The sequence below is a fragment of the Nocardia terrae genome (genome assembly GCF_009760405.1).
Classification (GTDB): domain Bacteria; phylum Actinomycetota; class Actinomycetes; order Mycobacteriales; family Mycobacteriaceae; genus Nocardia; species Nocardia terrae.
This window is the reverse complement of sequence record NZ_WRPP01000014.1, coordinates 161337-182700: the sequence shown is the minus strand read 5'-3', so window position 1 is coordinate 182700 and position 21364 is coordinate 161337. Positions and strand designations below refer to the sequence as shown.

Sequence of the window (21364 nt, the reverse complement as noted above, 5' to 3'; positions counted from 1 at the left end):
GGCCTGAACAGCGCAGGGCGGTTCGGTTGCGACGGGCTCGGATCGGGGTCGTCATCACCGCCGCGATGGTCAGCTTCCTGGCGGTGCTGCTGGCGCTCGCGGCGTGGCGCGACGACCACCTGATCAATTCCGACAAGGGCGTGACCAGCGCGGAAGTGCTCTCAGCGGGGTGGATGCGGTCGGCGGTCATCTTCGTCACGCCCGACGGTGAGACGCACAATCCGAAGACGGGCGTGCTGTATCCGACCAAGCTGACGCCAGGTGAGCGCATCAATGTCGAATACCGGCGCAGCGATCCCGATCTCGTCCGGGTGGCGGGTCGCGATGCGCGTGTCGCGGTCATCCCGGCGGCGTCGGTCATCGTGGTCGCCTGGGCCGTCGCCCTGCCGCTGCTCTGGCTGCTGGGCTCGCCGCCGACTCTATGGGCCGGCGCGCTGTGGGTCCGCATGCGAACTAGGCTCCGACGGTAGAAGTCCCGACCATCCACTCACAAGGTTCGCGGCCCGTCTCGTTCTGGACTGAGCGGAGCGGGGGAGCGAAGCGGAGGAGCGGAGGGAGGGAAGAACGAGACCTCCAGGGCCGCGAACCCGCCCGGAGCGAAGCGGAGGGCAAAATAAGCACCGTGGCGAAAATCAGGCAGCAGGAGTCTTTTCGGGCCCAGCTGGACAAGCAGCCGACCGACGTCGCGTCGATGTTCGACGGGGTCGCCAAGCGGTACGACCTGACCAATACGGTGATCTCGATGGGTCAGGACCGGTACTGGCGCTGGGTGACCCGCAAGGCGCTGGATCTGCGGCCCGGCGAGCGCGTGCTGGATCTGGCGGCGGGAACCGGGGTTTCGACGCTGGACCTGGCCAAATCGGGCGCCTGGGTGCTGGCTGCGGACTTCTCGCAGGGGATGCTGGCCGCGGGCAAGCACCGCAATGTGCCCATGGTCGCCGCCGACGCGATGGCGCTGCCCTTCGCCGACGAGTCCTTCGACGCGGTGACCATCGCCTACGGCCTACGCAATGTGGCCGACCCCGATCTGGCGCTGCGCGAAATGCTGCGGGTGACCAAGCCCGGCGGCCGTCTGGTGGTGGCGGAGTTCTCCACACCGACCTGGGAGCCGTTCCGGACCATCTACATGGAGTACCTGATGAAGGCGCTGCCGCGCGTCGCGACGGCGGTTTCCAGCAATCCGGACGCCTACGTGTACCTGGCCGAGTCGATCCGGGAGTGGCCGAATCAGCCGCAGCTGGCGCTGCGCATCGCCGATGCCGGGTGGTCCTCGGTGAAGTGGCGCAACCTCTCCGGCGGGGCCGTGGCCCTGCACCGCGGCTACAAGCTGGGCTGAGCGCGCGCCGCGGAGCTGTGGCATTGCTCACTTACCGGGTCTGACCTGGCCTCACAGTCGCGGAAACCGACGGTGAGGAGATTTGTCATCTGAAGATAATGTTCGGTAAATCGCCCGCAACCCGGGCTGGTTTAACTCGGAACCATGTCGGATCAGACCGCTCCCCCGACGGGCACCCGCACCGCGTGCTCGTACTGCGGGGTGGGCTGCGGCATCGTCGTCGAGACCAGGGCCGACGGTCGGGGGCTCCCGATCATCGCCAAGGTCAGGGGCGACAAGGAGCACCCGGTCAACGCCGGGCGGCTGTGCACCAAGGGCAATACGCACGCCGAGCTGATGGCCGCGCCCGGCCGCATGGAGACCGCCTACCGCCGCCCCGAACGCGGACTGGGCACCCTCATCCCGATGCCGGTCGACGAGGCGATTCACGAAGCCGCGGAACGACTTCGGGTGATTCTCGACACATACGGACCGGACGCCATCGCGCTCTACGTGTCGGGGCAGATGTCGCTCGAGGCCCAGTATCTGGCCACCAAACTCGCCAAGGGCCACCTGCGCACCGTGCACATGGAGGCCAATTCGCGCCTGTGCATGGCCAGCGCGGCCAGCGGTTACAAACTGTCGCTGGGCGCGGACGGGCCGCCGGGCTCCTACGACGACCTCGACCACGCCGACCTGTTCTTCGTGATCGGCGCGAACATGGCCGACTGCCATCCGATCCTGTTCCTGCGCATGGCCGATCGGCTCAAGGCGGGCGCGAAGCTGATCGTGGTGGATCCACGCCGCACCGACACGGCCGCGCGCGCCGACCTGTTCCTGCAGATAAAGCCGGGCACGGATCTGGCGCTGCTGAACGGACTGCTGCACCTGCTCGTCGAGAACGGCGACATCGACGCCGAATTCATCGCCGAGCACACCGAGGGCTGGGAGGGCATGCCCGAGTTCCTCGCCGGATACACCCCGGCTCTGGTGGCCGAGGTGACCGGGCTGGCCGAGGCCGATATCCGCACCGCCGCCGCATGGATCGGGGCGGCCGGCGAATGGATGTCGCTGTGGACCATGGGCATCAACCAGTCCACGCACGGCACCTGGGCCACCAACGCCATCATCAACCTGCACCTGGCCACCGGCGCCATCTGCCGGACCGGCAGCGGACCGTTCTCGCTCACCGGGCAGCCCAATGCCATGGGCGGGCGCGAAATGGGTTACATGGGACCGGGACTGCCGGGGCAGCGCAGTCTGCTCTCGGCCGCGGACCGGGCCTTCGCCGAGGAGGTCTGGGAGCTCGAGCCCGGCGCGATTCGCGACGAGGCCGGGCCCGGTTCGATCGAGATGTTCCGCGGGCTGGCCGACGGCCGGATCAAGGCGGCCTGGATCATGTGCAGCAATCCCGTGGCGTCCATGGCGAATCGGCGCACCGTCATCGCCGGATTGGAGGCCGCGGAACTGGTGATCGCGCAGGACGTGTACACCGACACCGCCACCAACGCCTACGCCGATCTGCTGCTGCCCGCCACGCTGTGGGCCGAAGCCGATGGTGTGCAGGTGAATTCGGAACGCACTCTGACGCTGCTGAGGAAATCGGTCGAACCGATCGGTGACGCGCGCCCGGACTGGCAGCTCATCGCCCAGGTGGCGACGGCGCTCGGCTTCCCCGGTTTCGAGTACGCCTCGAGCGCCGAGATCTTCGACGAGATCCAGCGTTTCGCCAACCCGGCGACCGGCTACGACCTGCGCGGCATCGACTACGCGACGCTCGCCGAGGGCCCCGCGCAGTGGCCGTGCCCGGATCCGGCGCGACGCCGCAACCCGATTCGCTACCTGAACGACGGCGTCAGCCAGACCCCGTTCACCGACGAGCACGGTCGCACCCCGCGCTTGGCGTTCGCCACGCCCAGCCGCAAGGCCGTGTTCTTCCCGCGCCCGCACCTGCTGCCCGACGAGATGCCCGACGACGACCATCCGTTCGTGCTCAATACCGGCCGCCTGCAACACCAGTGGCACACCATGACCAAGACCGGGAGGGTGGCGAAACTGAACAAGCTGAACGGCACGCCATTCGTGGAGGTGCATCCGGACGACGCCGCGAAACTCGATGTCCGCGAGGGCGATCAACTCGAGATCGCGTCCCGTCGCGGCCGGGCGGTGCTGCCGGTGCGGATCAGCGACCGGGTGCTGCCGGGCACCTGCTTCGCGCCCTTCCACTGGAACGACGAGCAGGGCGAGTACCTGACCATCAACGCCGTCACCAACGACGCCGTCGACCCGATCTCCCTGCAGCCCGAATTCAAGGCCTGCGCGGTGCGACTGCGCAAGGTCGCGGCTCTCGGCCCCACCTCTCCGAATGCCGTAGGTGGCGAGGGCGTTTCGAATGCCGCCGCCGGTAGCGGTGCAACGCCTCCCGCGAGTGCCGATTCGATGATGGTCGGCGGCCCCCCGGATCGGCGTAGCCATCGCCCGGCCGACGATCAGACCGGTTCGGCGAATTCGGCTGCTGCGGAAGGCGGTTCGAACCAGCCGGAAGGTTCCAGGACCGGCTCGGACAGGTCCGCTCCGGGCGATAGCGCCTACCTCGGCCGAGCCGGGGCCGATGCCACCGGTTTCGGCGTGTTTCCGAGCATGGCGGAATCAGCCGAAGGCGCCGGGCCGAGCGTCGGCGGCTCGGCGGCGGTCGGTGACGGAGTCGGCCACCGGCCAGACCCGGGCAGCAGCGATGGCGCGTCGGGCTTTTCGCCGACGCTGGACGCTCGGAGATCCGGTCCGCATCCGCTGGCAGTCATGCTGGGGCTCGAGGGGGCGAGCGCGCCGACCCTCGACGAAGTCGAGCGCATCTATCTGGGCGGGTATTTCGCAGCGCTGCGGAGTGTGCCGGTGAGCGGTGTTCCCGTACTGCCGGAGACCGCGCCGATCTCGGAGCGCGGTCGCCTGTGGGTCGACGGGCTGCTGGGCGGGATGTACTCGCGTGCGGCGCAGCCGGATTCGTCGGCGCTCGGGGATGTCGCGAGCGCGTTCCCGGCGCCGGGAACGTCCGGCGCGGACGGTTCGGACACGACAGCACGCATAGTGACCGTGCTGTGGGCCTCGCAGACCGGTACAGCGGAGGAACTGGCCGCGTCCCTGGTGGGCTATCTGGCCGATTCCGGGTTCGTACCCCGCCTGCTGGACATGGATTCCGCCGAATTGTCCGATCTCACCGGTGATGTGCTGGTCATCAGCAGCACCTTCGGTGACGGCGGGCCGCCGGACAATGGGACGGATTTCTGGGAACGCCTGAACGACAGCGCGACCCGGCTGACCGGTTTGCGGTACGCGGTCTTCGCGCTGGGCGATTCGTCCTACGACGACTTCTGCGGTCACGGGCGGAAATTGGACGAGCTGTTCGCCCAGCGCGGTGCCACCCGGCTGCTACCGCGCGTGGACAGCGAACCCGACCACGACGACCTGTCCGCCGCCTGGTTCGACGAGGTCCTCACCACGCTCGCCGCCGCGCTGGACCGAGCGCCGGATGCCCCGGGTTTCGACGACGCGTCCGATATCCCGTGGCCGCCCGGCGGATTCGGCGATACCACCCCGATCGGGCCGGGCGGATGGTCGCGCGAAGTGGCCGATGACGTGCCGACCGGTCCTCCCACGACGGGCGCACCGGTCTTCGGACCCCATGTTCATCCGTCAGCGTGGAATCTCGCGACGCCGGGGACGAATTCCAAGGGCACGGGTATCGCCGAGCCGCACGGAGGCAACGCCTCGCCGCGTCGACCCGGACTCGGCGTCGGGCCGGTGGAGCGCGTCGGGGCGGTAGCCACGCCGGGACTCACGCGGGGACGGTCGCACACCGCCACGGCCGCGCCCTTCACCCGCAATTCGCCGTTCCTGGCGAAACTGGTGCGCAACGAGCCACTTTCGAGTGATTCATCCGGGAAGGAGGTGCGGCAGTTCGGGTTCGATCTGAGTGATCTGGACGCCACCTACGAGGTCGGTGATTCGCTGGGCATCCGGCCCGCCAATTGCGAAGCGCTGGTGGCGGAATGGCTGGCGACCACCGGGCTGGAGGGGCATCGGATCATCGATGTCGACGACTCGGAGCTGACGCTGGCCGAGGCGCTGCGCACGCGGTACGACATCACGCGGGTGAGCGCCGATCTGCTGTCCTTCGTCGCGGAGCGCAATGCCAGCCCGCGCCTGGCCAAGCTGCTGCGCCGCGACAATCGCAACGAGCTGGACGGGTACCTGTGGGATCGGCAGGCGGTGGACGTGCTGCGGGACTTCCCGGTGCGCGCCGATCTGGTGGAGTGGCTGGGCACGCTGAAGAAGCTGCAGCCGCGCCAGTATTCGATCTCGTCGAGTCCGCTGGTGAGCCCGCGCGAGGTGCAGCTGACCGTCGGCGTGGTGCGGTACGGGGATCCGGCGGGCATCGGGTCGGCGGCCCGGCGCGGCGGGGTGTGCTCGACCTTCCTGGCCGATCGCGCCGAGGCCGAGGTGCCCATCTTCCTGCAGCGCGCACCGCATTTCCGGCCGCCGCTGGATCCCACCGCGCCCATGATCATGGTCGGTCCGGGTACCGGGATCGCGCCCTTCCGGGGATTCCTGCAGGAGCGCCGGGCGCTGGGGTGCACGGGCCGCAACTGGCTGTTCTTCGGCGATCAGCACGCCAAGGACAACTTCTACTACCGGGCCGAGCTGGAGGACATGTTCCGCTCCGGTTTCCTGACCCGGCTGGATCTGGCGTTCTCCCGCGACCAGCGCGAGCGGATCTACGTGCAGCACCGCATGATCGAGCACGGCGCGGAGCTGTGGGCGTGGTTGCGCGAGGGCGGCCACTTCTATGTGTGCGGCGATGCCGCGCGCATGGCCAAGGACGTGGACGACACCCTGCTGCGCATCGCGCGCATCCACGGCAAGCTGAGCGAGGACGGCGCGCTGGCGTTCAAGAAGCAGCTGGTGGCCGAGAAGCGGTACGTGCGCGACGTGTACTGATCCGCGGGATCGGTGGCCCGATTCCGGTCCCCGAGATTCTGAAAACATGGTATTCCTGACGAATGCCGGTCCGGATCAGTCGAATCACCGCGCGGTTGGCGGTAGCGGCCGCCGTGGCCGCCGCGTCCCTGAGCCTGGGCGGCATACCCGCCGGCGCGGACCCCGACACCCCCGCGCAGGCGCCCACCCTGCCCGGCGTCTCCGTGCCGGACCTGAAGACCGACGACGGCTCCTACATCAAGAGCGTCGGCCTCAAGGACGAGCGCACCGTCACCTTCACGGTGTTCTCCGCCGCCATGAACCAGGTCTTCCCCGTCGACGTGCTGCGCCCCGAGGACACCTCCGAGGCCCGGCCCACCCTCTATCTGCTCAACGGCGCGGGCGGCGGTGTCGACCAGGCCACCTGGCAATTGCGCACCGACGCACTCGATTTCCTGGCCGACAAGAACATCAACGTGGTGCAGCCCATCGGCGGCGCGTTCAGCTGGTACACCGATTGGATCAAGCCGGACAAGTCGCTCGGCGTGAACGAATGGTCCACCTACCTCGGCAAGGAACTGCCGCCGCTGATGGACGCCGCGCTGGGCAGCAATGGCGTGAACGCCATCGCCGGAATCTCCATGGCCGGTCTGCCCGTGCTGAACTCGGTCATCTTCAACCCCGGGCTGTTCCGGAGCGCGGCGGTCTACAGCGGCTTCTTCCAGACCGTCACGCCGCAGGGCCGCGAATCCATCAAGATGGTCACCGAGCTCTACGGCGGCGGCAAGGTCGAGAACATGTGGGGGCCGGAGGGCAGCCCGCTGTGGGCCGCCAACGACCCCACCCTCAATGCCGAGAAGCTGCGCGGCACCAACCTTTTCATCTCCACCGGCAATGGCATTCCCGGCGCGTTCGACGTGCCCGGAGCACGCGGGCGAATGGAGAATCCGGCCGACACCGCCAAGACCGTGGCGCTGGGCTCGTTCATCGAGGCGAACGTGGAACTGTCCACGATCATCCTGCAGAAGCGGCTGGAATCACTGGGCATTCCCGCCACCTTCGAATTCCGCAACAGCGGCACCCACATCTGGGGCTACTGGCAGGACGACCTGAAGGCATCCTGGCCGGTGCTCGCACAGGGGCTCTTCTCCGCTCCGTAACCGCCTACACGACAGGCGGATTGAGCCGAGTGAAGTCCGGCAGCCGGTAGTACGGGTAGTAGGGGTACGGCGGGGTCACCGCGCTCGCCTTGTCCAGCCGGGCCATCTGGCCGTCGTCCAGGCTCCAGCCGACCGCGCCGAGGTTCTGGACCAGCTGCCCCTCGTCGCGCGCGCCGACGATGACCGTGGCCACGGTCGGCCGCCGCAGCAACCAGTTCAGGGCGATCTGCGGGACGGTGCGGCCGGTTTCGGCGGCGATCTCGTCCAGCACGTCGACCACGTCGTAGAGCAGCTCGTCCTCGACGGGCGGCCCGGCCTCGGCGGTCTTGTGCAGGCGGCTGCCCGCCGGAAGCGGTTGGCCGCGACGGATCTTCCCGGTCAGCCGACCCCAGCCCAGCGGGCTCCAGACCACCGCGCCGACCCCCTGATCCAGGCCCAGTGGCATGAGCTCCCACTCGTAGTCGCGGCCCACCAGCGAGTAGTAGACCTGGTGCGCGACATAGCGCGGAAACCCGGATCGATCCGCGGCGGCAAGGGATTTCATGAGCTGCCAACCCGCGAAGTTGGACGCTCCGACGTAGCGGATCTTGCCGGCGCGCACCAGCTCGTCGAGAGCCGAGAGCACCTCCTCGACCGGCGTGCCGGCATCGAAGGCGTGCAGCTGGAACAGGTCGATGCGGTCGGTGCCGAGCCGCCGCAGCGATCCCTCGACCACCGAGATCAACCGGGCGCGACCGGATCCCGCGTCCTCCGGGCCGGGGCCGGTGGGCAGCGAGGCCTTGGTGGAGATCAGCAGCCGATCGCGGCGGCCCCGAATCGCCTCGCCCAGTACCTCTTCCGACGCGCCGTCGGAGTAGACGTCGGCGGTGTCGAACATGGTGACGCCCGCGTCCAGGCTGATGTCGACCAGTCGACGGGCCTGCTGCGCGTCGGTATCGCCCCAGGCGGAGAAGAGTTCGCCGCGGCCGCCGAAGGTGCCCGCACCGAAGCTCAGCGCCGGAACCACCAGATCCGAATTGCCGAGCCGACGGTATTCCATGACCACCACTCCTTAACGGAACTACAGTTTCATTAACTCCGCCAACGCTACACTCGTCTCGCACCAAATGGAACTGGAGACCCGATATGACTCAGGACACGGCCCACCCCGGCTCGGTACGCCCCGGCGGCCGCACCGCCCGCGTCCGGGAGGCCGTCCTCCGCGCTGCCGGCGATCTCCTCGTCGAACGCGGCTTCGCCACCCTCGACCTGGCCGAGGTCGCCGCCCGCGCCGAGGTCGGCAAGACCACCGTCTACCGCCGCTGGCGCACCCCCGCCGGACTCGTCGCCGACCTACTGGTCGACATGGCGGAAACCTCACTCCCCCACAGCGATACCGGCAGCCTGCGCGGCGACCTCCTCGAAAACGCGCGCCTGGTCGGCAAAACCCTCACCGATCCCCGGCAGAGCCGCCTCTTCCGTGCCGTCATCGCCGCCGCCACCAGCGACGACACCGCCGCCGCGGCCTTGCGCGCCTTTTACGACACCCGCCTCACCGAATGGTCCCCCTGCGTGACCGCCGCCATCACCCGCGGCGACCTCCCACCCGAAACCGACCCCCGCGCAGTGCTTTCCGCCGTCTCCGCCCCCCTCTACTATCGCCTGCTGGCCAGCGGCGACCCCGTCGACGAGACAGCGGTCAGCGCGGCCGCAGAAGCCGCGGCGCTAGCAGCTGAACAGGGCGTATTCGCCGTCAGCACAACGAAACCCACCGACTGACCGCCGGTTCGAGAACAACTCTCGTCATTCCGGCGCGCTCTTGGCCGGAATCCAGCTGCCCGCAATGGATCCCGGCCGAAACCACGCCGGACAACGGGAATTCCGCTCGCACGACGGCCGACAGGCACGGACCCCTCACCGCGCCTGCGGGTCGCACCCCCGCGCTATTGCCCCGGCGCGCCCACTCTTCATCCCGGCAGGGTCCCCGCCTGGGAGCCGGAGTCCATGGCCAGGGTGGAATCAGGCCGCGGACCAAGCCGGGTCGCGCCCGGTCAGGCCCACCACGCGGTCGAGGAGTGGCGCTTCGGCGGGGATGTCGATCACCGGGCCGAAGAGGCCGGGCACTCCTTCGCGCGGGGTATCGCGCAGGAAGCCCAGCAGGATGGCCAGATCCGCTTCCGAGGGGGCGTAGGGCTGCCCGGTCGCGCGGGCCAGGTCCCAGCCGTGGATCACCACCTCGTTCAGGGCGAAGATCGCCATCTGCGGGGCGGGTGCGAGTACGCCGCCGACCTCGGTGTCGCCCTCCCAGGCATCCAGTTCCCGCCAGGCGGCGACCAGCGACTTCAGCTGGGCCGGAATGCGATCGCGCCAGTCCTCGGCGAGCTGCGCGCCCGGGCCGGGCGGCTGGGAGCGGCCGACCATCTCCTTGGTAGCGCCCATGCGGAACGCCTCGGTGAAGCCCTGCACGTGGGCGAGCATGTCGCGCACACTGATGTCCGAGGGCGTGCGGCGGTCGAAGTCGGCGTCGGTTATCGCGGCGACAACCGCTTCGGTCGCGGCCGCGGCGGCTTCCAGGTCGAAGGCCGGTGTGGTCATGGTTCCTCCTGGGGCTGTGAAACGACATGCCGAACCACCGGTGCGGCCCGGTCGAGTATTACGACGGACCGGCGCCGCGAAATTCATCGCACTCCGCCCGAATGTGCTTGCAGGCGCGGGTCGCAACCGGTTCGTTAGGCGGGATCAGCGGCGAAAAGCGCTGGTGGGGAGGAGAATTGATAGATGAAAGGTGATCGCGTGGAGATCGTCGTCGATACCGGCGACGGGTCTCGGAACTACGAAATCGTCGCTACCAGAGCGGGCCGCCGCATCGAGACGCGCATTGCGCGGGGCATCGTGGAAGTCAGTGAGGTGACCAGGACCGGCAGCTCGGTGCGCACCGCCCGATTCATGGCGGGCCGGGTGCTGTCCCTGGTCGAATACCCCGCCGACGACGGGGCGCTGCCCGGCGAGTGACGCGGGACGGTTGCCGAAGCAGGTGAAACGGGCGCATTCTCGATGGTGCCCACTCATCCGGCAGAGAGGAGCATCCGATGACCGATCGCATCGACGCAGTGCCCGAGGCCGACTCCGTGGAGCAGAGCATCCCCGCCGACCCGGCGGACGAGGTGCTCGACTCCGATTCCAAGATCACCGATCTGCCCGCCGACGACAATGGCTGGACCGCCTCGGAGGGAGATCTGGTCGAGCAGTCCATCCCGGTCCCGATGGACGACGACTACGACGAGAGCGCCGACGGCGATTACTGACCGACGCCCTTCGCCGACAAACTAGTTCGAGACGCCCGCGCGCACGGTCGCGTGCAGTTCCCGCAGGCTCGACCGCTCGGTGGCGACCTCGAGCACCCGGATGCCGTGGGCGCTGCCGGTCAGCTCGGTCGCCAGCTCCGCCGGGTCGACCTGGCGGTGCGGAATCCGGTACGCCGCGCACAGTGCGGCCAGGTCCATACCGTGCGGCGTGCCGAAGACCCGCTCGAACACGCCCGCGTACTGCGGATCGCCCTGCTCGAGCAGTTCGAAGATGCCGCCGCCGTCATCATTGGCGACCACGATGGTGAGGTCTTCCGGCCGCGGCTCGCCCGGGCCGATGAGCAGGCCGGACGCGTCGTGCAGGAAGGTCAGGTCGCCCATGAGCGCGACCGTGCGGCCGGGGTGGGTCAGCGCCGCGCCGACCGCCGCGGACACGGTGCCGTCGATGCCGGCCACGCCGCGGTTGGACAGCACCCGCACGCCGGGCCGCGGCTGCGAGACCAGGGCCGCGTCCCGCACCGGGTTGGACGCGCCGAGCAGCAGCTGGTCGCCGTCGCGCAGGGAGTCCATCACTACGGCCGCGACATGCAGACCGGTCGGCTTCGGATGTCCGGCCAGCTCGGCCCGGATCACCGTGACGGCCTTCTCGTTCAGATCCCGGCACTGCTCGAGCCACTCCGGCCGCGGCGCGCCATAGGTGACCGCCCGCGTGCCGGTGCCGACCACGTTCCCGGAGACATCGGGCCAGCGCGGACCGGTGGTCAGCGCGTACACGGTGACCTCCGGATCGGACAGCACCCGAGACACCTGCCGGTGCAGGGTGGGACGCCCGGTGATGATGGCCTGCTTGGGCTGCAACAGCGCCAGCGCCAGCGGATGCAGCGCCGGACCGTGCATGGGCGCGGTGGGCTCGGCGACCGTCGGCAGCGCCGCGAGCTCCGGCCGGTGGCCCGCGCCGTGACCGGAGATGACCACCGTGTCCGGGGTCAGATCGATATCGAGGGGCACATCCAGGGTGGCGTATTGCGTTGCCGTCCAGGGCCGCTCGTCGGTGCGCCCGGGCGGCAGCCGGTCACCGGCGGCCAGGTCCGGGACCAGCGGCTCGCGCAGTGGAATGTCGAAATGCACGGGTCCGGCATTGCCGGAGCGGGTGCCGCGGGCCGCGGCCAGCACCCGGCACACCGCCGAGCGCCACACGCTGTTCTGCTTGGGGAACAGTTCCTCGCCGGGCTCGGCCTCGGCCAGTCCGAGACTGATGGCGGCACGCACCTGGCTACCGAAGAGCCCGAACTGTTCGACGGTCTGGTTCGCGCCGGTGCCCAGCATCTCGTAGGGCCGGTTGGCACTCAGCACGATCAGCGGGATGCGGGCGTAGTTGGCCTCGAGCACGGCCGGTCCCAGATTCGCGACCGCGGTGCCGGAGGTCATGACGACGGGCACCGGGCGGCCGCTCGCGGCGGCCAGGCCGATGGCCAGGAATCCGGCGGTGCGCTCGTCGATGCGCATGTGCAGCCGGATTCGCCCGGCCTGGTCGGCCGCCTGTAATGCGAAGGCCAGCGGCGCGTTTCGCGATCCGGGGCACAGGACCACGTCCCGGACGCCGCCGCGTGCGAGCTCGTCGACGACGACGTGCGCCTGTGCAGTCGAGGGATTCACACCCCCAGCCTCTCAGACACCGGCCCGGAGCGCTCCGTCACCCCGCTCACACCTATGCTGGAAAGTTAGGGTTTGCTAACCTAAGCGAATGGCGAAGCGCACCAAGCATGTCAAGCCCGAGCACCGCGAGATACTCACGGCGGAAGTCCTGGCGAGCAAACGGATCAGCCCCCACTTCGTCCGCGTCACCCTGGGCGGGCAAGGGCTCGCGGGCTTCACCGCCATGGGCTACGACCAGTGGTTCCGGCTGTTCATGCCCGGACGCGACGGGAGCCTGCGACTGCCCACCTCGTCGAGCAATCTCGGGTGGTTCGCGCAGTACCTCATGATGGGCAAGGAGCATCGGCCGCTGACGCGCAACTACACGGTGCGCGACTATCGGGCCGCCAGTTTCGGGGAGTTCGGCAGCACGGCGGAAATCGACATCGACTTCGCGGTTCACGCCGAGGACAGCCCGGCCGCCGCCTGGGCCAACGCCGCCACGCCAGGATGCGAGGTGGGCCTGCTGGACGAGGGCATCACGTACCAGGCTCCCGACCACAGCGACTGGACGCTGCTGGTGGGCGACGAGAGCGCGCTGCCCGGTATCGCGGGCGTGCTGCGGTCGCTGCCGCGCGGGACGCAGGGCGCGGCCTACCTCGAGATTCCCTCCGCCGAGGATCGTCAGGAACTGAACGAACCTTCGGGCGTGCGGGTGAACTGGCTGGTCCGCACCGAGGCGCACGGTGAGGTCGGGGCGCTGGCGGCACAGGCGGTGCGCGAGGCGGACTTGCCCGGCAAGGGCGTCTACGCCTTCGTGGCGGGCGAGCAGAAGCTGGCCGCGGGCGTGCGGCGGCATCTGGCGCAGGAGCGCGAAATCCCCAAGACGGACATCACATTCACCGGATACTGGCGAGTCGGGAAGTCCCAGGGCTGAATTCGGGAGGACAGCGAGTGCCCGGGTACCACCCCACGGGCATTCGCGTCACCGCGTTGTGGTTCGCGGTCACTCACCGAGACTGTTCGCGGCCCCTCGCCGGGCCGCGAACCGGTCGGTCTTATTAGCCAGCGTGCTTCTGCACCAGGTCACCCAGGCGCGGAAGAGCCTCGGCGACATGCTTCTTCGCCGACGAGCGCATGGAGTTGTAGACCTTGGTCAGCGCCGGACGCGAGGAGGCCTCGGCCCGCGCGTCGGTCACCGACAGCAGCGCGTCGGCAACCTCGTCCTGCTTGGCGACCAGCAGATCGGCGAACGAACCCGCGCCACCGTTCTTGTACTCGACCCAGTACGGCTCGAGCTGCTCGACGAACTTGGGCGCGAAGGACTCCAGCGCATCGCCCACGATCGACGGGCTGACCTTCTTGATCGCGGCGTACCCGCCCTTGACGACGAGGCCCGACGCGCCGCCCTTGTCCGACACCTCCTCATCCAGAACCGTAACGGCGTCGGCGATGAAGGCCGGACGCTTGGCGTCATCGAGCAGGGATTCAGACAGTGCTGCAACCACTTTCAGGTTCCTCCGGATAGTTTTTCGATGAACGAGCGCACGCAACTATACGCACCGGTGTCCCCGCACACACGATGCACAATGCGCTGCTACTGCCACAGCAGCAACAGCACTGTAAGCCCTCCGCAATCGATTGGCAGCGTTTCACTTTCGGTTACCGGTCGGGTCACCTTCCTCGGCGACAAGTAGCAAGCGACCGACCGAGGTTCCGGACACCCGTTTCGGCTAACGATCAGCGCTCTTGTCGGATGGCCGAATTCCGCCGCCACGAAATCGAGTGACATGCAAAACCCCGCGCCGAACTGCGGTGGGCCTTCACCACGCGCGCAACCGGAACAGTATGTTCAGACCCGTGACCTTCAATGCGACACTGTGGCGGCCCGTTCCGGGATTCGAGAACCTCACCGACATCACCTACCACCGGCATGTCGAGCAGGGCACGGTACGGATCGCCTTCGATCGCCCCGAAGTACGCAACGCCTTCCGCCCCCACACCGTCGACGAGCTCTACCGCGCCCTCGACCACGCCCGCATGACCTCCGACGTCGGCGCGGTCCTGCTCACCGGCAACGGCCCCAGCCCCCGCGACGGCGGCTGGGCCTTCTGCTCCGGCGGCGACCAACGCATCCGCGGCCGCAGCGGCTACCAGTACGCCTCCGGCGAGACCGCCGACACCGTGGACGTGGCCCGCGCCGGACGCCTGCACATCCTCGAGGTGCAGCGACTCATCCGCTTCATGCCCAAGGTGGTCATCGCACTGGTCAACGGCTGGGCCGCGGGCGGCGGACACAGCCTGCACGTCACCTGCGACCTGACACTGGCCTCGCGCGAGCACGCCCGGTTCAAGCAGACCGACGCCGACGTGGGCAGCTTCGACGCCGGCTACGGCAGCGCGTACCTGGCGAAGATGGTGGGACAGAAGTTCGCTCGCGAGATCTTCTTCCTGGGACGGCCCTACACCGCCGAAGAGATGCACCAGATGGGCGCGGTCAACGCCGTCGTGGACCACGAGCAACTCGAAGACGTCGCCCTGGAATGGACCGCCGACATCCTCGGCAAGTCGCCCCAGGCCATCCGAATGCTGAAGTACGCCTTCAACCTCCAAGACGACGGACTGGTCGGCCAGCAGCTCTTCGCCGGCGAGGCCACCCGCCTGGCCTACATGACCGACGAAGCGGTCGAAGGCCGCGACGCCTTCCTCGAGAAGCGCCAACCCGACTGGAAGCCCTACCCGTACTACTTCTGATTTCCAGGAAGAGCAAACGTCCGGCTGTCATGCTGCACTCATGGAGATACTGAGCAGTCGGGTCATCCTGCGACCGCGCGACTATGAACGGACGCTGGGGTTCTACCGCGATGCGCTGGGGTTGGCCATCGCCCGCGAGTATCCAGGTGGGACGGTCTTTTTCGCCGGGCAGTCGCTGATCGAGGTGGCCGGGCACGGGCGCGAGGACGGGGATCCGGCCGGGTTCGCGGGAGCCATCTGGTTGCAGGTGCGTGATTGTGGCGACACCGCGGCCGAACTCGCGCTGCGCGGGGTCGCGATCGACCGTGCGCCGAAACGCGAACCGTGGGGGCTCGTCGAAATGTGGGTCAGCGATCCGGACGGCGTGCCGCTCGTCTTCGTGGAGATCCCGGCGAATCACCCGCTCCGGAGGGACATCCGGGGCGACTGACCACCCGCGCCCGCTCCTTAGCACGGAGGTAACTGTGAAATGCGTCGGGGGGCACCGGTTAACGGAGCGTAAAGGGTATAGCGCAAACTGATCGGTGTGTCTGCCGAACTGCTCGTTCTGCTGATCGTTGTTTGCACAGCCTTGGCGTTCGACTTCACCAACGGATTCCATGACACCGCGAACGCGATGGCCACCTCCATCGCCACCGGGGCGCTACGGCCGCGTACCGCCGTACTCCTGTCCGGGGCCCTCAATCTGATAGGCGCATTCCTCAGCGTCGCGGTCGCCGCGACGGTGGCCGAGGGCATCGTGGACCTGTCGGAGGTGAGCGGGCGGGCACTGCTCGACATCGTCTTCGCCGGTCTGGTCGGCGGCATTCTGTGGAATCTGTTCACCTGGTTGTTGGGTTTGCCGTCAAGTTCCTCACACGCCCTGTTCGGCGGTCTCATCGGCTCGACCATCGCGGCGCTGGGCTGGCACGGGGTGATCTGGACCGCGGGCAGCAAAGGCGTGCTCGCGAAGATCATCATCCCGGCCGTGCTCTCCCCGATCGTCGCGGCGCTGGTGGCCTCGATCGCCTCCTGGGTGGTGTACCGGGTCACAAAGGGCAGCAACGAGAAGACCGTGTCACGCGGATTCCGCTGGGGGCAGATCGGCACCGCCTCCCTGGTCTCGCTGGCGCACGGCACCAATGACGCGCAGAAGACCATGGGCATCATCTTCCTGGCGCTCATCGCGCACGGCACCGCCAAGGCCAGCGATCCGCTGCCGCTGTGGGTGATCGTGTCCTGCGCCATCGCCATGGCCGCCGGCACCTGCCTGGGCGGCTGGCGCATCATCCGCACGCTGGGCAAGGGCCTGGTCGACATCGCGCCGCCGCAGGGCTTCGCCGCCGAATCCACCAGCGCGGCGATCATTCTCACCTCGGCCCACTTCGGCCTGCCGCTCTCGACCACCCAGGTGGTGACCGGATCCATCCTCGGCTCGGGCATCGGACGGCCCGGCGCGGAGGTGCGCTGGGGCGTGCTCGGGCGCATGGTGACGGCCTGGGTGCTGACGCTGCCGCTGGCCGGTGTGGTGGGCGCGATCTGCTGGGGCATCCTGCACGGCATCGGCGGCACCGCGGGCGTGCTGGTGGTGCTGGCGCTGCTGATCGCCATGGCCGCGTTCATCTGGCTCCGGTCCAAGCGCGAGGAAGTCAACGCGCACAACGTGACCGATGAGTGGGACGGCGGCGCGGCCGCGACACCGGCTCCGGCGCAACACCACGCTGACGACACCCCGGCCCGCCGCAATGACGACACCGTCGGAATCGGTTAGGAGACCGCGATGCACACCCTGTTGCACAACCTCTCCGACCTGTGGCGGGTCATGCTGGCGGCCTTGATCTTCGGCGCCGGGCTGCCGACCGTCTTCGCCGTCGGCATCCGCTTCCGGGCGCAGGTGGACGACGGCGCGACCGGTGCCACCCGCACCGCCGCGCTGGCCGCCTCGCTGCTCTGCTTCGGCGTGGTCATGATCGCGGTGGTGGCCGGTGTGCTCTTCATCGCACGCGGATTCCTGGCCAGCCGACTCGGTATTCACCTGCTCGGCGCGTGACGCCGCCTGATCGAAAGGCACGCTCGTGAGCACCCCCGAACGCCCCGACCGGTCCCCGACGGACCCGGCTCCCATTCCGCCGTCGCGGCTGAATGTGCTGACCAAGGTGCTGGACTGGTTGAAAGCGGGATATCCGCAGGGCATTCCGCAGTCGGACTATGTGGCGCTGCTGGCGGTGCTGCACCGGCGGCTCACCGACTACGAGGTGCACCTGGTGGTGGAGGAGCTCATTCGCGAGCGGGTGGCCGCCTCCGGCATCGACCGCGCCGACATCGAGGCGGCGATTGCCCGAGTTGCCAAGGAGCAGCCCGGCGAGGACGATATCGCTCGGGTGGCCTCCAGGCTCGCAGCCGGTGGATGGCCACTGGCGACACCGACGTCCGACTGACCGCACGAGACCCTGCAGCATCGACACCCGGGCGCCGACCCCTCCGCGCGCCGCCACTCCACGGAATGACACGATCGCGAACGTGAGCAATACCCTCCGAATTCTTCCCATGCCCACCGGCGCAGCGGTGGGCGAAGTATTGCCGCATCTCCGAGAGGCTCTGGAGGGCAACGGCCCCGCCTGGCTCCCGGTCCCGACCGCCGACCGCCGCGAGACCCAGCGCCTGAGCGGCAGCCTGCGGCCCGGCGAGGAGATCGACGACGAGGTGGCCCTGGTGGTCACCACCTCCGGCACCACCGGAAACCCCAAGGGCGCCATGCTCACCCCGGCCAATCTGCGGGCCAGCGGCGACGCCACCCACGAGCGACTGGGCGGGCCCGGGCAGTGGTTGCTGGCGCTGCCGACCCATCACATCGCGGGCATTCAGGTGCTCTTGCGCAGCATTCTGGCGGGCACCGAACCGATCACCCTCGATGTCTCCGGCGGCTTCCTGCCCGAGGCGCTGGTCGGCGCGATCGCGAGCATGCGCGGCGAACGCCGCTACACCTCGCTGGTCCCGACCCAGCTCATCAAGGCCCTCGACGAGCCCGCCGCCACCGAGGCGCTGGCCTCGCTGGACGCCGTCCTGGTCGGCGGGGCAGCGACGCCGAAGCCGGTGCTGGAACGGGCCCGTGCGGCGGGCATCACCGTCTTCCGCACCTACGGCATGAGCGAAACCTGCGGCGGCTGCGTGTACGAGGGAGTACCCCTGACGGGCACGAAGGTACGCATCGAGGACGGCCGCGTGCTGCTCGGCGGCGACATGGTCGCCAAGGGCTACCGCAATATCGCCGACCACCCCGCCTTCGCCGAACCCGGCTGGTTCCGCACCGAGGACGCGGGCCATTTCGACAATGGCGTGCTCAGCATCACCGGTCGCCTCGACGAGGCCATCATGACCGGCGGCCTGCTGGTCATCCCCCAGGTCGTCGAGGCCGTCCTGATCACGCACCCGGCCGTCTCCGAATGCGTGGTCCTCGGCCTCCCCGACGACCGTCTCGGGCAGCGAGTGGCGACGGCCATCGTCCCGGCCCCGGGCGCGACGGCCCCGACCCTCGACGAACTCCGTGAGCACGTGGTCGCCGAACTCGACGCCATCGCCGCCCCGCGCGAACTGGCCGTGCTGGACGAACTTCCGCTGCGGGGGCCGGGCAAGCCCGACCGGGCGAAGCTGCGTCAGGTACTGCTGGCCGCCTCGCCGAACTGATTCGGCGCGGCACACTATCGACCGCTTGCGTCGATATATCGGCTATTTACGCTGATACATCGCGTTCTTGCGTGAGCGCCGTCGTTGCTTGCGTCGGTGACGCAATCGCCGTGCAAGGTGGGCGCAAGGGGCCCACCCCATGGTTATCGCATGACTTCTTACACACCTGCTGAGGCACTCGCCATCGAGGCTGAGGGCTTGGTCAAGGTCTTCGGGGAGCAGCGGGCCGTTGACGGCGTGAGTCTCGCGGTGCCGCGGGGGGCTGTCTACGGCGTGCTCGGACCCAACGGAGCCGGCAAGACCACCACCATCCGCATGCTCGCGACCCTGCTGCGCCCCGACGGCGGCAGCGCCCGCATCTTCGGCCACGACGTGATCGCCGAGCCCACCGCGGTGCGCTCGCTGATCGGCGTCACGGGACAGTACGCGTCCGTCGACGAAAAGCTCTCGGCCACCGAGAATCTCGTCATCTTCTCGCGTCTGCTGGGTCTGTCCCGGAGCGACTCGCGGCGCAAGGCGGCCGAACTGCTCGAGGAGTTCGGGCTGACCGACGCCGCCGACAAGGCGCTGGAGAACTTCTCCGGCGGCATGCGCCGACGCCTGGATCTGGCTGCCAGCCTGATCTCGCGCCCGCCGCTGCTGTTCCTGGACGAGCCGACCACCGGCCTCGACCCGCGCACCCGCGCCCAGATGTGGGACACCATCCGCCGCCTGGTGCGGGAGGGCTCGACCGTGCTGCTCACCACGCAGTATCTGGACGAGGCCGACCAGCTGGCCGACCGGATCGCGGTCATCGACCACGGCAAGGTCATCGCCGACGGCACCTCCGATCAGCTCAAGTCCTCGGTCGGCCTGTCCGCGCTGCAGCTGACGCTGGCCGAGCGCGATCGCATCGAGGAGGCCCGGAACCTGGTGGGCGAGTTGCTGTCCCGCGCGGCGGGCCGGACCGTCGAGGCCACCATCACCCCCGAGGCGGGGCGTATCACCGCTCCCCTGCCCGACCCCAGTATCACCACCGACATCCTGATCCGGTTGCGTGAGCACGACATCCGGGTCGACGAGATCAACGTCGCCAAGCCGAGCCTGGACGAAGTCTTCTTCGCGCTCACCGGGCACGCGGCCGAGAACGACACCGACGAGACCGAACGGAGCGCGGCATGACCACGACTCTCTCCGCCCCCGCTGGGCGGCACGCGGCCGAGGCCGCACCCATTCCCGAAGTGAGCAACCACATTCCGTTCAAGCAGGCGGTGGCGAACTCGTTCACCATGGCCTACCGCGGAATCCTCAAGATCAAGCACAACCCCGAGCAGCTGTTCGATGTCACGATCCAGCCGATTCTGTTCACCGCACTGTTCGCGGGCATCTTCGGCGGGGCCATCGCGCACAGCGTCTCGGGCTACCTGCCGATCCTTATCCCGGGCCTGCTGGTGCAGACAGTGGTGCTGACCTCCGTGGTTACCGGTACCCAGATGCGGGAGGATATGGACAAGGGCGTCTTCGACCGCTTCAAATCCCTTCCCATCGCCCGTATTTCGGCACTGTCGGGTGCACTGCTGGCGGATATGGTGCGCTACGGCCTGGCGACCGTGCTCACCATCGCCATGGGCATGGTCCTCGGCTACCGGCCGCAAGGCGGCTTCGTGGCCGTAGTGGTCGCCGCTTTGCTGGTCGTGTTCTGCTCGTTCGCGATCAGCTGGATCTGGGCGTTGATCGGCATCACGGGTAAGAGCGCGCCGGCGGTGCAGGGCATCTCGATGATGATCATGTTCCCGCTGACGTTCATGTCCGGCGCGTTCACACCGGTGTCGACCATGCCGGGCTGGCTGCAGGGCGTCAACAAGGCCAACCCGATCTACTACATGGTGAATGCAGCCCGTGAGCTGATGAACGACAACGTCTACAGCCACAACCTGGTGTATTCGATCATCGGCTCGGTGGCCGTGATCGCGATCTTCGCCCCGCTCGCGGTGAAGGCGTACATGCGGCGCGCCTGACGCGCCCGCGCCCCGCGGTTGGGAGGCCCGCCCATCGAGAAATCGATGGGCGGGCCTTTCTGTTTGCCAGGGGTATGCCCGGCCCTGTTATGGTCGGTCCGGTGAATCCCGCTCCCGCCTCGATCAGCCGAAGGTCCGTTCGGCTCTCTCGGGGTGCGCTCTTCGCGGGAGTCCTGATTGTCCTGGGGCTCATCGCCGCGGTCGCGGGATGGGGCTCGTCACAGCGGATTTCACTGCTCGATTCGAGCACGCCGACGGTTTCCGTCACCGCGCTCGATACGCGGGTCACCAAGGATTCCGGGCATCCGGCCCTCGATCCGGCCCCCGCCTGTCGCAAACAGGAGCATCCGGCCTCCGATCCCACCGGCATGCTCGTCAGCCCGCCCCGCGCGCTCGGCGACCAACTCGCCGCCGCCTGCGCCGTTCTCGACCCGGAATTCCGGACGCCCCAGCAGCTTTCGATCGGGAAGCAACCGCGCGCACCCACCCCTCCGGTGGCGGCTCCGCACCTGACGACCGTGCTGATCATTTAGACCCCCTGAATGATCCAGCACCTTTTCGTCATTCTCCATGCGGCCGTTG

Annotated in this window: 21 protein-coding genes; 17 read left to right on the top strand and 4 right to left on the bottom strand. The window is 68.6% G+C overall.

Annotated features, from left to right (window positions below):
* Positions 1–65: 65 nt before the first annotated feature.
* The 4 genes from GPX89_RS41470 (at position 66) to GPX89_RS41455 (ending at position 7449) form a co-directional block, all read left to right on the top strand.
* Positions 66–470: a DUF3592 domain-containing protein gene (locus GPX89_RS41470; protein ID WP_235949296.1), complete on the top strand. Its 405-nt coding sequence runs from the start codon at positions 66–68 to the stop codon at positions 468–470.
* A 161-nt stretch (positions 471–631) separates the two neighbouring features.
* Entirely contained in the window at positions 632–1336 is a 705-nt protein-coding gene (locus tag GPX89_RS41465; protein ID WP_407939571.1) for a demethylmenaquinone methyltransferase, read from the top strand.
* A gap of 144 nt (positions 1337–1480) precedes the next feature.
* On the top strand, positions 1481–6310 hold the full coding sequence (locus GPX89_RS45195) for a bifunctional nitrate reductase/sulfite reductase flavoprotein subunit alpha (RefSeq protein WP_157393242.1): 4830 nt from the start codon (positions 1481–1483) through the stop codon (positions 6308–6310).
* Positions 6311–6372: 62 nt separating this feature from the next.
* Complete coding sequence (locus GPX89_RS41455; RefSeq protein WP_157393241.1) at positions 6373–7449, top strand: alpha/beta hydrolase; 1077 nt, start codon at positions 6373–6375, stop codon at positions 7447–7449.
* A gap of 4 nt (positions 7450–7453) precedes the next feature.
* On the opposite strand, the gene GPX89_RS41450 is transcribed toward GPX89_RS41455, so the two are convergent.
* Positions 7454–8488 carry an aldo/keto reductase gene (locus GPX89_RS41450; RefSeq protein ID WP_157393240.1) on the bottom strand — a complete coding sequence of 345 codons (1035 nt, stop codon included), beginning with the start codon at positions 8486–8488 and terminating at the stop codon, positions 7454–7456.
* A gap of 86 nt (positions 8489–8574) precedes the next feature.
* Here GPX89_RS41450 and GPX89_RS41445 point away from each other — a divergent pair, with 86 nt between their 5' ends.
* Positions 8575–9207, top strand: a complete 633-nt coding sequence (locus tag GPX89_RS41445) for a TetR/AcrR family transcriptional regulator (RefSeq protein ID WP_157393239.1) — start codon at positions 8575–8577, stop codon at positions 9205–9207.
* 240 nt (positions 9208–9447) lie between these two features.
* Here the strand turns inward: GPX89_RS41445 and GPX89_RS41440 are convergent, their stop codons facing one another.
* Entirely contained in the window at positions 9448–10023 is a 576-nt protein-coding gene (locus GPX89_RS41440; protein WP_157393238.1) for a TIGR03086 family metal-binding protein, read from the bottom strand.
* A 183-nt stretch (positions 10024–10206) separates the two neighbouring features.
* Between GPX89_RS41440 and GPX89_RS41435 the strand changes: the two genes are divergently transcribed.
* Positions 10207–10440: a hypothetical protein gene (locus GPX89_RS41435; RefSeq protein WP_157393237.1), complete on the top strand. Its 234-nt coding sequence runs from the start codon at positions 10207–10209 to the stop codon at positions 10438–10440.
* A gap of 77 nt (positions 10441–10517) precedes the next feature.
* Positions 10518–10733, top strand: coding sequence for a hypothetical protein (locus tag GPX89_RS41430; protein ID WP_157393236.1), 216 nt, complete (start codon positions 10518–10520; stop codon positions 10731–10733).
* A gap of 21 nt (positions 10734–10754) precedes the next feature.
* Here the strand turns inward: GPX89_RS41430 and menD are convergent, their stop codons facing one another.
* Positions 10755–12389: a 2-succinyl-5-enolpyruvyl-6-hydroxy-3-cyclohexene-1-carboxylic-acid synthase gene (menD, locus tag GPX89_RS41425; protein ID WP_328602909.1), complete on the bottom strand. Its 1635-nt coding sequence runs from the start codon at positions 12387–12389 to the stop codon at positions 10755–10757.
* A gap of 88 nt (positions 12390–12477) precedes the next feature.
* On the opposite strand from menD, the gene GPX89_RS41420 reads away from it, so the two are divergent.
* On the top strand, positions 12478–13305 hold the full coding sequence (locus GPX89_RS41420; RefSeq protein WP_157393235.1) for a siderophore-interacting protein: 828 nt from the start codon (positions 12478–12480) through the stop codon (positions 13303–13305).
* A 124-nt stretch (positions 13306–13429) separates the two neighbouring features.
* On the opposite strand, the gene GPX89_RS41415 is transcribed toward GPX89_RS41420, so the two are convergent.
* Positions 13430–13876 (bottom strand): DUF6918 family protein, encoded by a 447-nt coding sequence (locus tag GPX89_RS41415; protein WP_328602908.1) that lies wholly within the window; start codon positions 13874–13876, stop codon positions 13430–13432.
* 352 nt (positions 13877–14228) lie between these two features.
* Here GPX89_RS41415 and GPX89_RS41410 point away from each other — a divergent pair, with 352 nt between their 5' ends.
* The 9 genes from GPX89_RS41410 (at position 14229) to GPX89_RS41370 (ending at position 21315) form a co-directional block, all read left to right on the top strand.
* A complete protein-coding gene (locus GPX89_RS41410; RefSeq protein ID WP_328602866.1) occupies positions 14229–15122 on the top strand; it encodes a 1,4-dihydroxy-2-naphthoyl-CoA synthase in 894 nt (297 codons plus the stop codon).
* A gap of 40 nt (positions 15123–15162) precedes the next feature.
* Positions 15163–15552, top strand: a complete 390-nt coding sequence (locus tag GPX89_RS41405; protein ID WP_157393233.1) for a VOC family protein — start codon at positions 15163–15165, stop codon at positions 15550–15552.
* Between the two features lie 96 nt (positions 15553–15648).
* The gene (locus GPX89_RS41400; RefSeq protein ID WP_328602907.1) at positions 15649–16872 is read left to right on the top strand and encodes an inorganic phosphate transporter; all 1224 of its coding nucleotides are present in this window, start codon (positions 15649–15651) and stop codon (positions 16870–16872) included.
* A gap of 9 nt (positions 16873–16881) precedes the next feature.
* Positions 16882–17151: a hypothetical protein gene (locus GPX89_RS41395; protein WP_157393232.1), complete on the top strand. Its 270-nt coding sequence runs from the start codon at positions 16882–16884 to the stop codon at positions 17149–17151.
* A gap of 25 nt (positions 17152–17176) precedes the next feature.
* Positions 17177–17539, top strand: a complete 363-nt coding sequence (locus tag GPX89_RS41390) for a DUF3349 domain-containing protein (RefSeq protein WP_407939568.1) — start codon at positions 17177–17179, stop codon at positions 17537–17539.
* Between the two features lie 109 nt (positions 17540–17648).
* The gene (gene menE, locus GPX89_RS41385) at positions 17649–18785 is read left to right on the top strand and encodes an o-succinylbenzoate--CoA ligase (protein WP_157393288.1); all 1137 of its coding nucleotides are present in this window, start codon (positions 17649–17651) and stop codon (positions 18783–18785) included.
* A 150-nt stretch (positions 18786–18935) separates the two neighbouring features.
* The gene (locus GPX89_RS41380) at positions 18936–19946 is read left to right on the top strand and encodes an ATP-binding cassette domain-containing protein (protein ID WP_157393231.1); all 1011 of its coding nucleotides are present in this window, start codon (positions 18936–18938) and stop codon (positions 19944–19946) included.
* On the top strand, positions 19943–20782 hold the full coding sequence (locus GPX89_RS41375; RefSeq protein ID WP_157393230.1) for an ABC transporter permease: 840 nt from the start codon (positions 19943–19945) through the stop codon (positions 20780–20782). The genes GPX89_RS41380 and GPX89_RS41375 overlap by 4 nt, the downstream gene beginning before the upstream one ends.
* Positions 20783–20883: 101 nt before the next feature.
* Positions 20884–21315, top strand: coding sequence for a hypothetical protein (locus GPX89_RS41370; RefSeq protein ID WP_157393229.1), 432 nt, complete (start codon positions 20884–20886; stop codon positions 21313–21315).
* The last annotated feature ends 49 nt before the right edge of the window (positions 21316–21364 follow it).

What these genes read in the sequence shown, in the direction of transcription:
- GPX89_RS41440 (WP_157393238.1), bottom strand. Translation starts at nt 10,023, where the DNA reads ATGACCACACCGGCCTTCGACCTGGAAGCCGCCGCGGCCGCGACCGAA.
- GPX89_RS41435 (WP_157393237.1), top strand. Translation starts at nt 10,207, where the DNA reads ATGAAAGGTGATCGCGTGGAGATCGTCGTCGATACCGGCGACGGGTCT.
- GPX89_RS41380 (WP_157393231.1), top strand. Translation starts at nt 18,936, where the DNA reads ATGACTTCTTACACACCTGCTGAGGCACTCGCCATCGAGGCTGAGGGC.
- GPX89_RS41395 (WP_157393232.1), top strand. Translation starts at nt 16,882, where the DNA reads ATGCACACCCTGTTGCACAACCTCTCCGACCTGTGGCGGGTCATGCTG.
- GPX89_RS45195 (WP_157393242.1), top strand. Translation starts at nt 1,481, where the DNA reads ATGTCGGATCAGACCGCTCCCCCGACGGGCACCCGCACCGCGTGCTCG.
- menE (WP_157393288.1), top strand. Translation starts at nt 17,649, where the DNA reads ATGCCCACCGGCGCAGCGGTGGGCGAAGTATTGCCGCATCTCCGAGAG.
- GPX89_RS41445 (WP_157393239.1), top strand. Translation starts at nt 8,575, where the DNA reads ATGACTCAGGACACGGCCCACCCCGGCTCGGTACGCCCCGGCGGCCGC.
- GPX89_RS41420 (WP_157393235.1), top strand. Translation starts at nt 12,478, where the DNA reads ATGGCGAAGCGCACCAAGCATGTCAAGCCCGAGCACCGCGAGATACTC.
- GPX89_RS41405 (WP_157393233.1), top strand. Translation starts at nt 15,163, where the DNA reads ATGGAGATACTGAGCAGTCGGGTCATCCTGCGACCGCGCGACTATGAA.
- GPX89_RS41450 (WP_157393240.1), bottom strand. Translation starts at nt 8,488, where the DNA reads ATGGAATACCGTCGGCTCGGCAATTCGGATCTGGTGGTTCCGGCGCTG.
- GPX89_RS41470 (WP_235949296.1), top strand. Translation starts at nt 66, where the DNA reads ATGGTCAGCTTCCTGGCGGTGCTGCTGGCGCTCGCGGCGTGGCGCGAC.
- GPX89_RS41430 (WP_157393236.1), top strand. Translation starts at nt 10,518, where the DNA reads ATGACCGATCGCATCGACGCAGTGCCCGAGGCCGACTCCGTGGAGCAG.
- GPX89_RS41455 (WP_157393241.1), top strand. Translation starts at nt 6,373, where the DNA reads ATGCCGGTCCGGATCAGTCGAATCACCGCGCGGTTGGCGGTAGCGGCC.
- GPX89_RS41375 (WP_157393230.1), top strand. Translation starts at nt 19,943, where the DNA reads ATGACCACGACTCTCTCCGCCCCCGCTGGGCGGCACGCGGCCGAGGCC.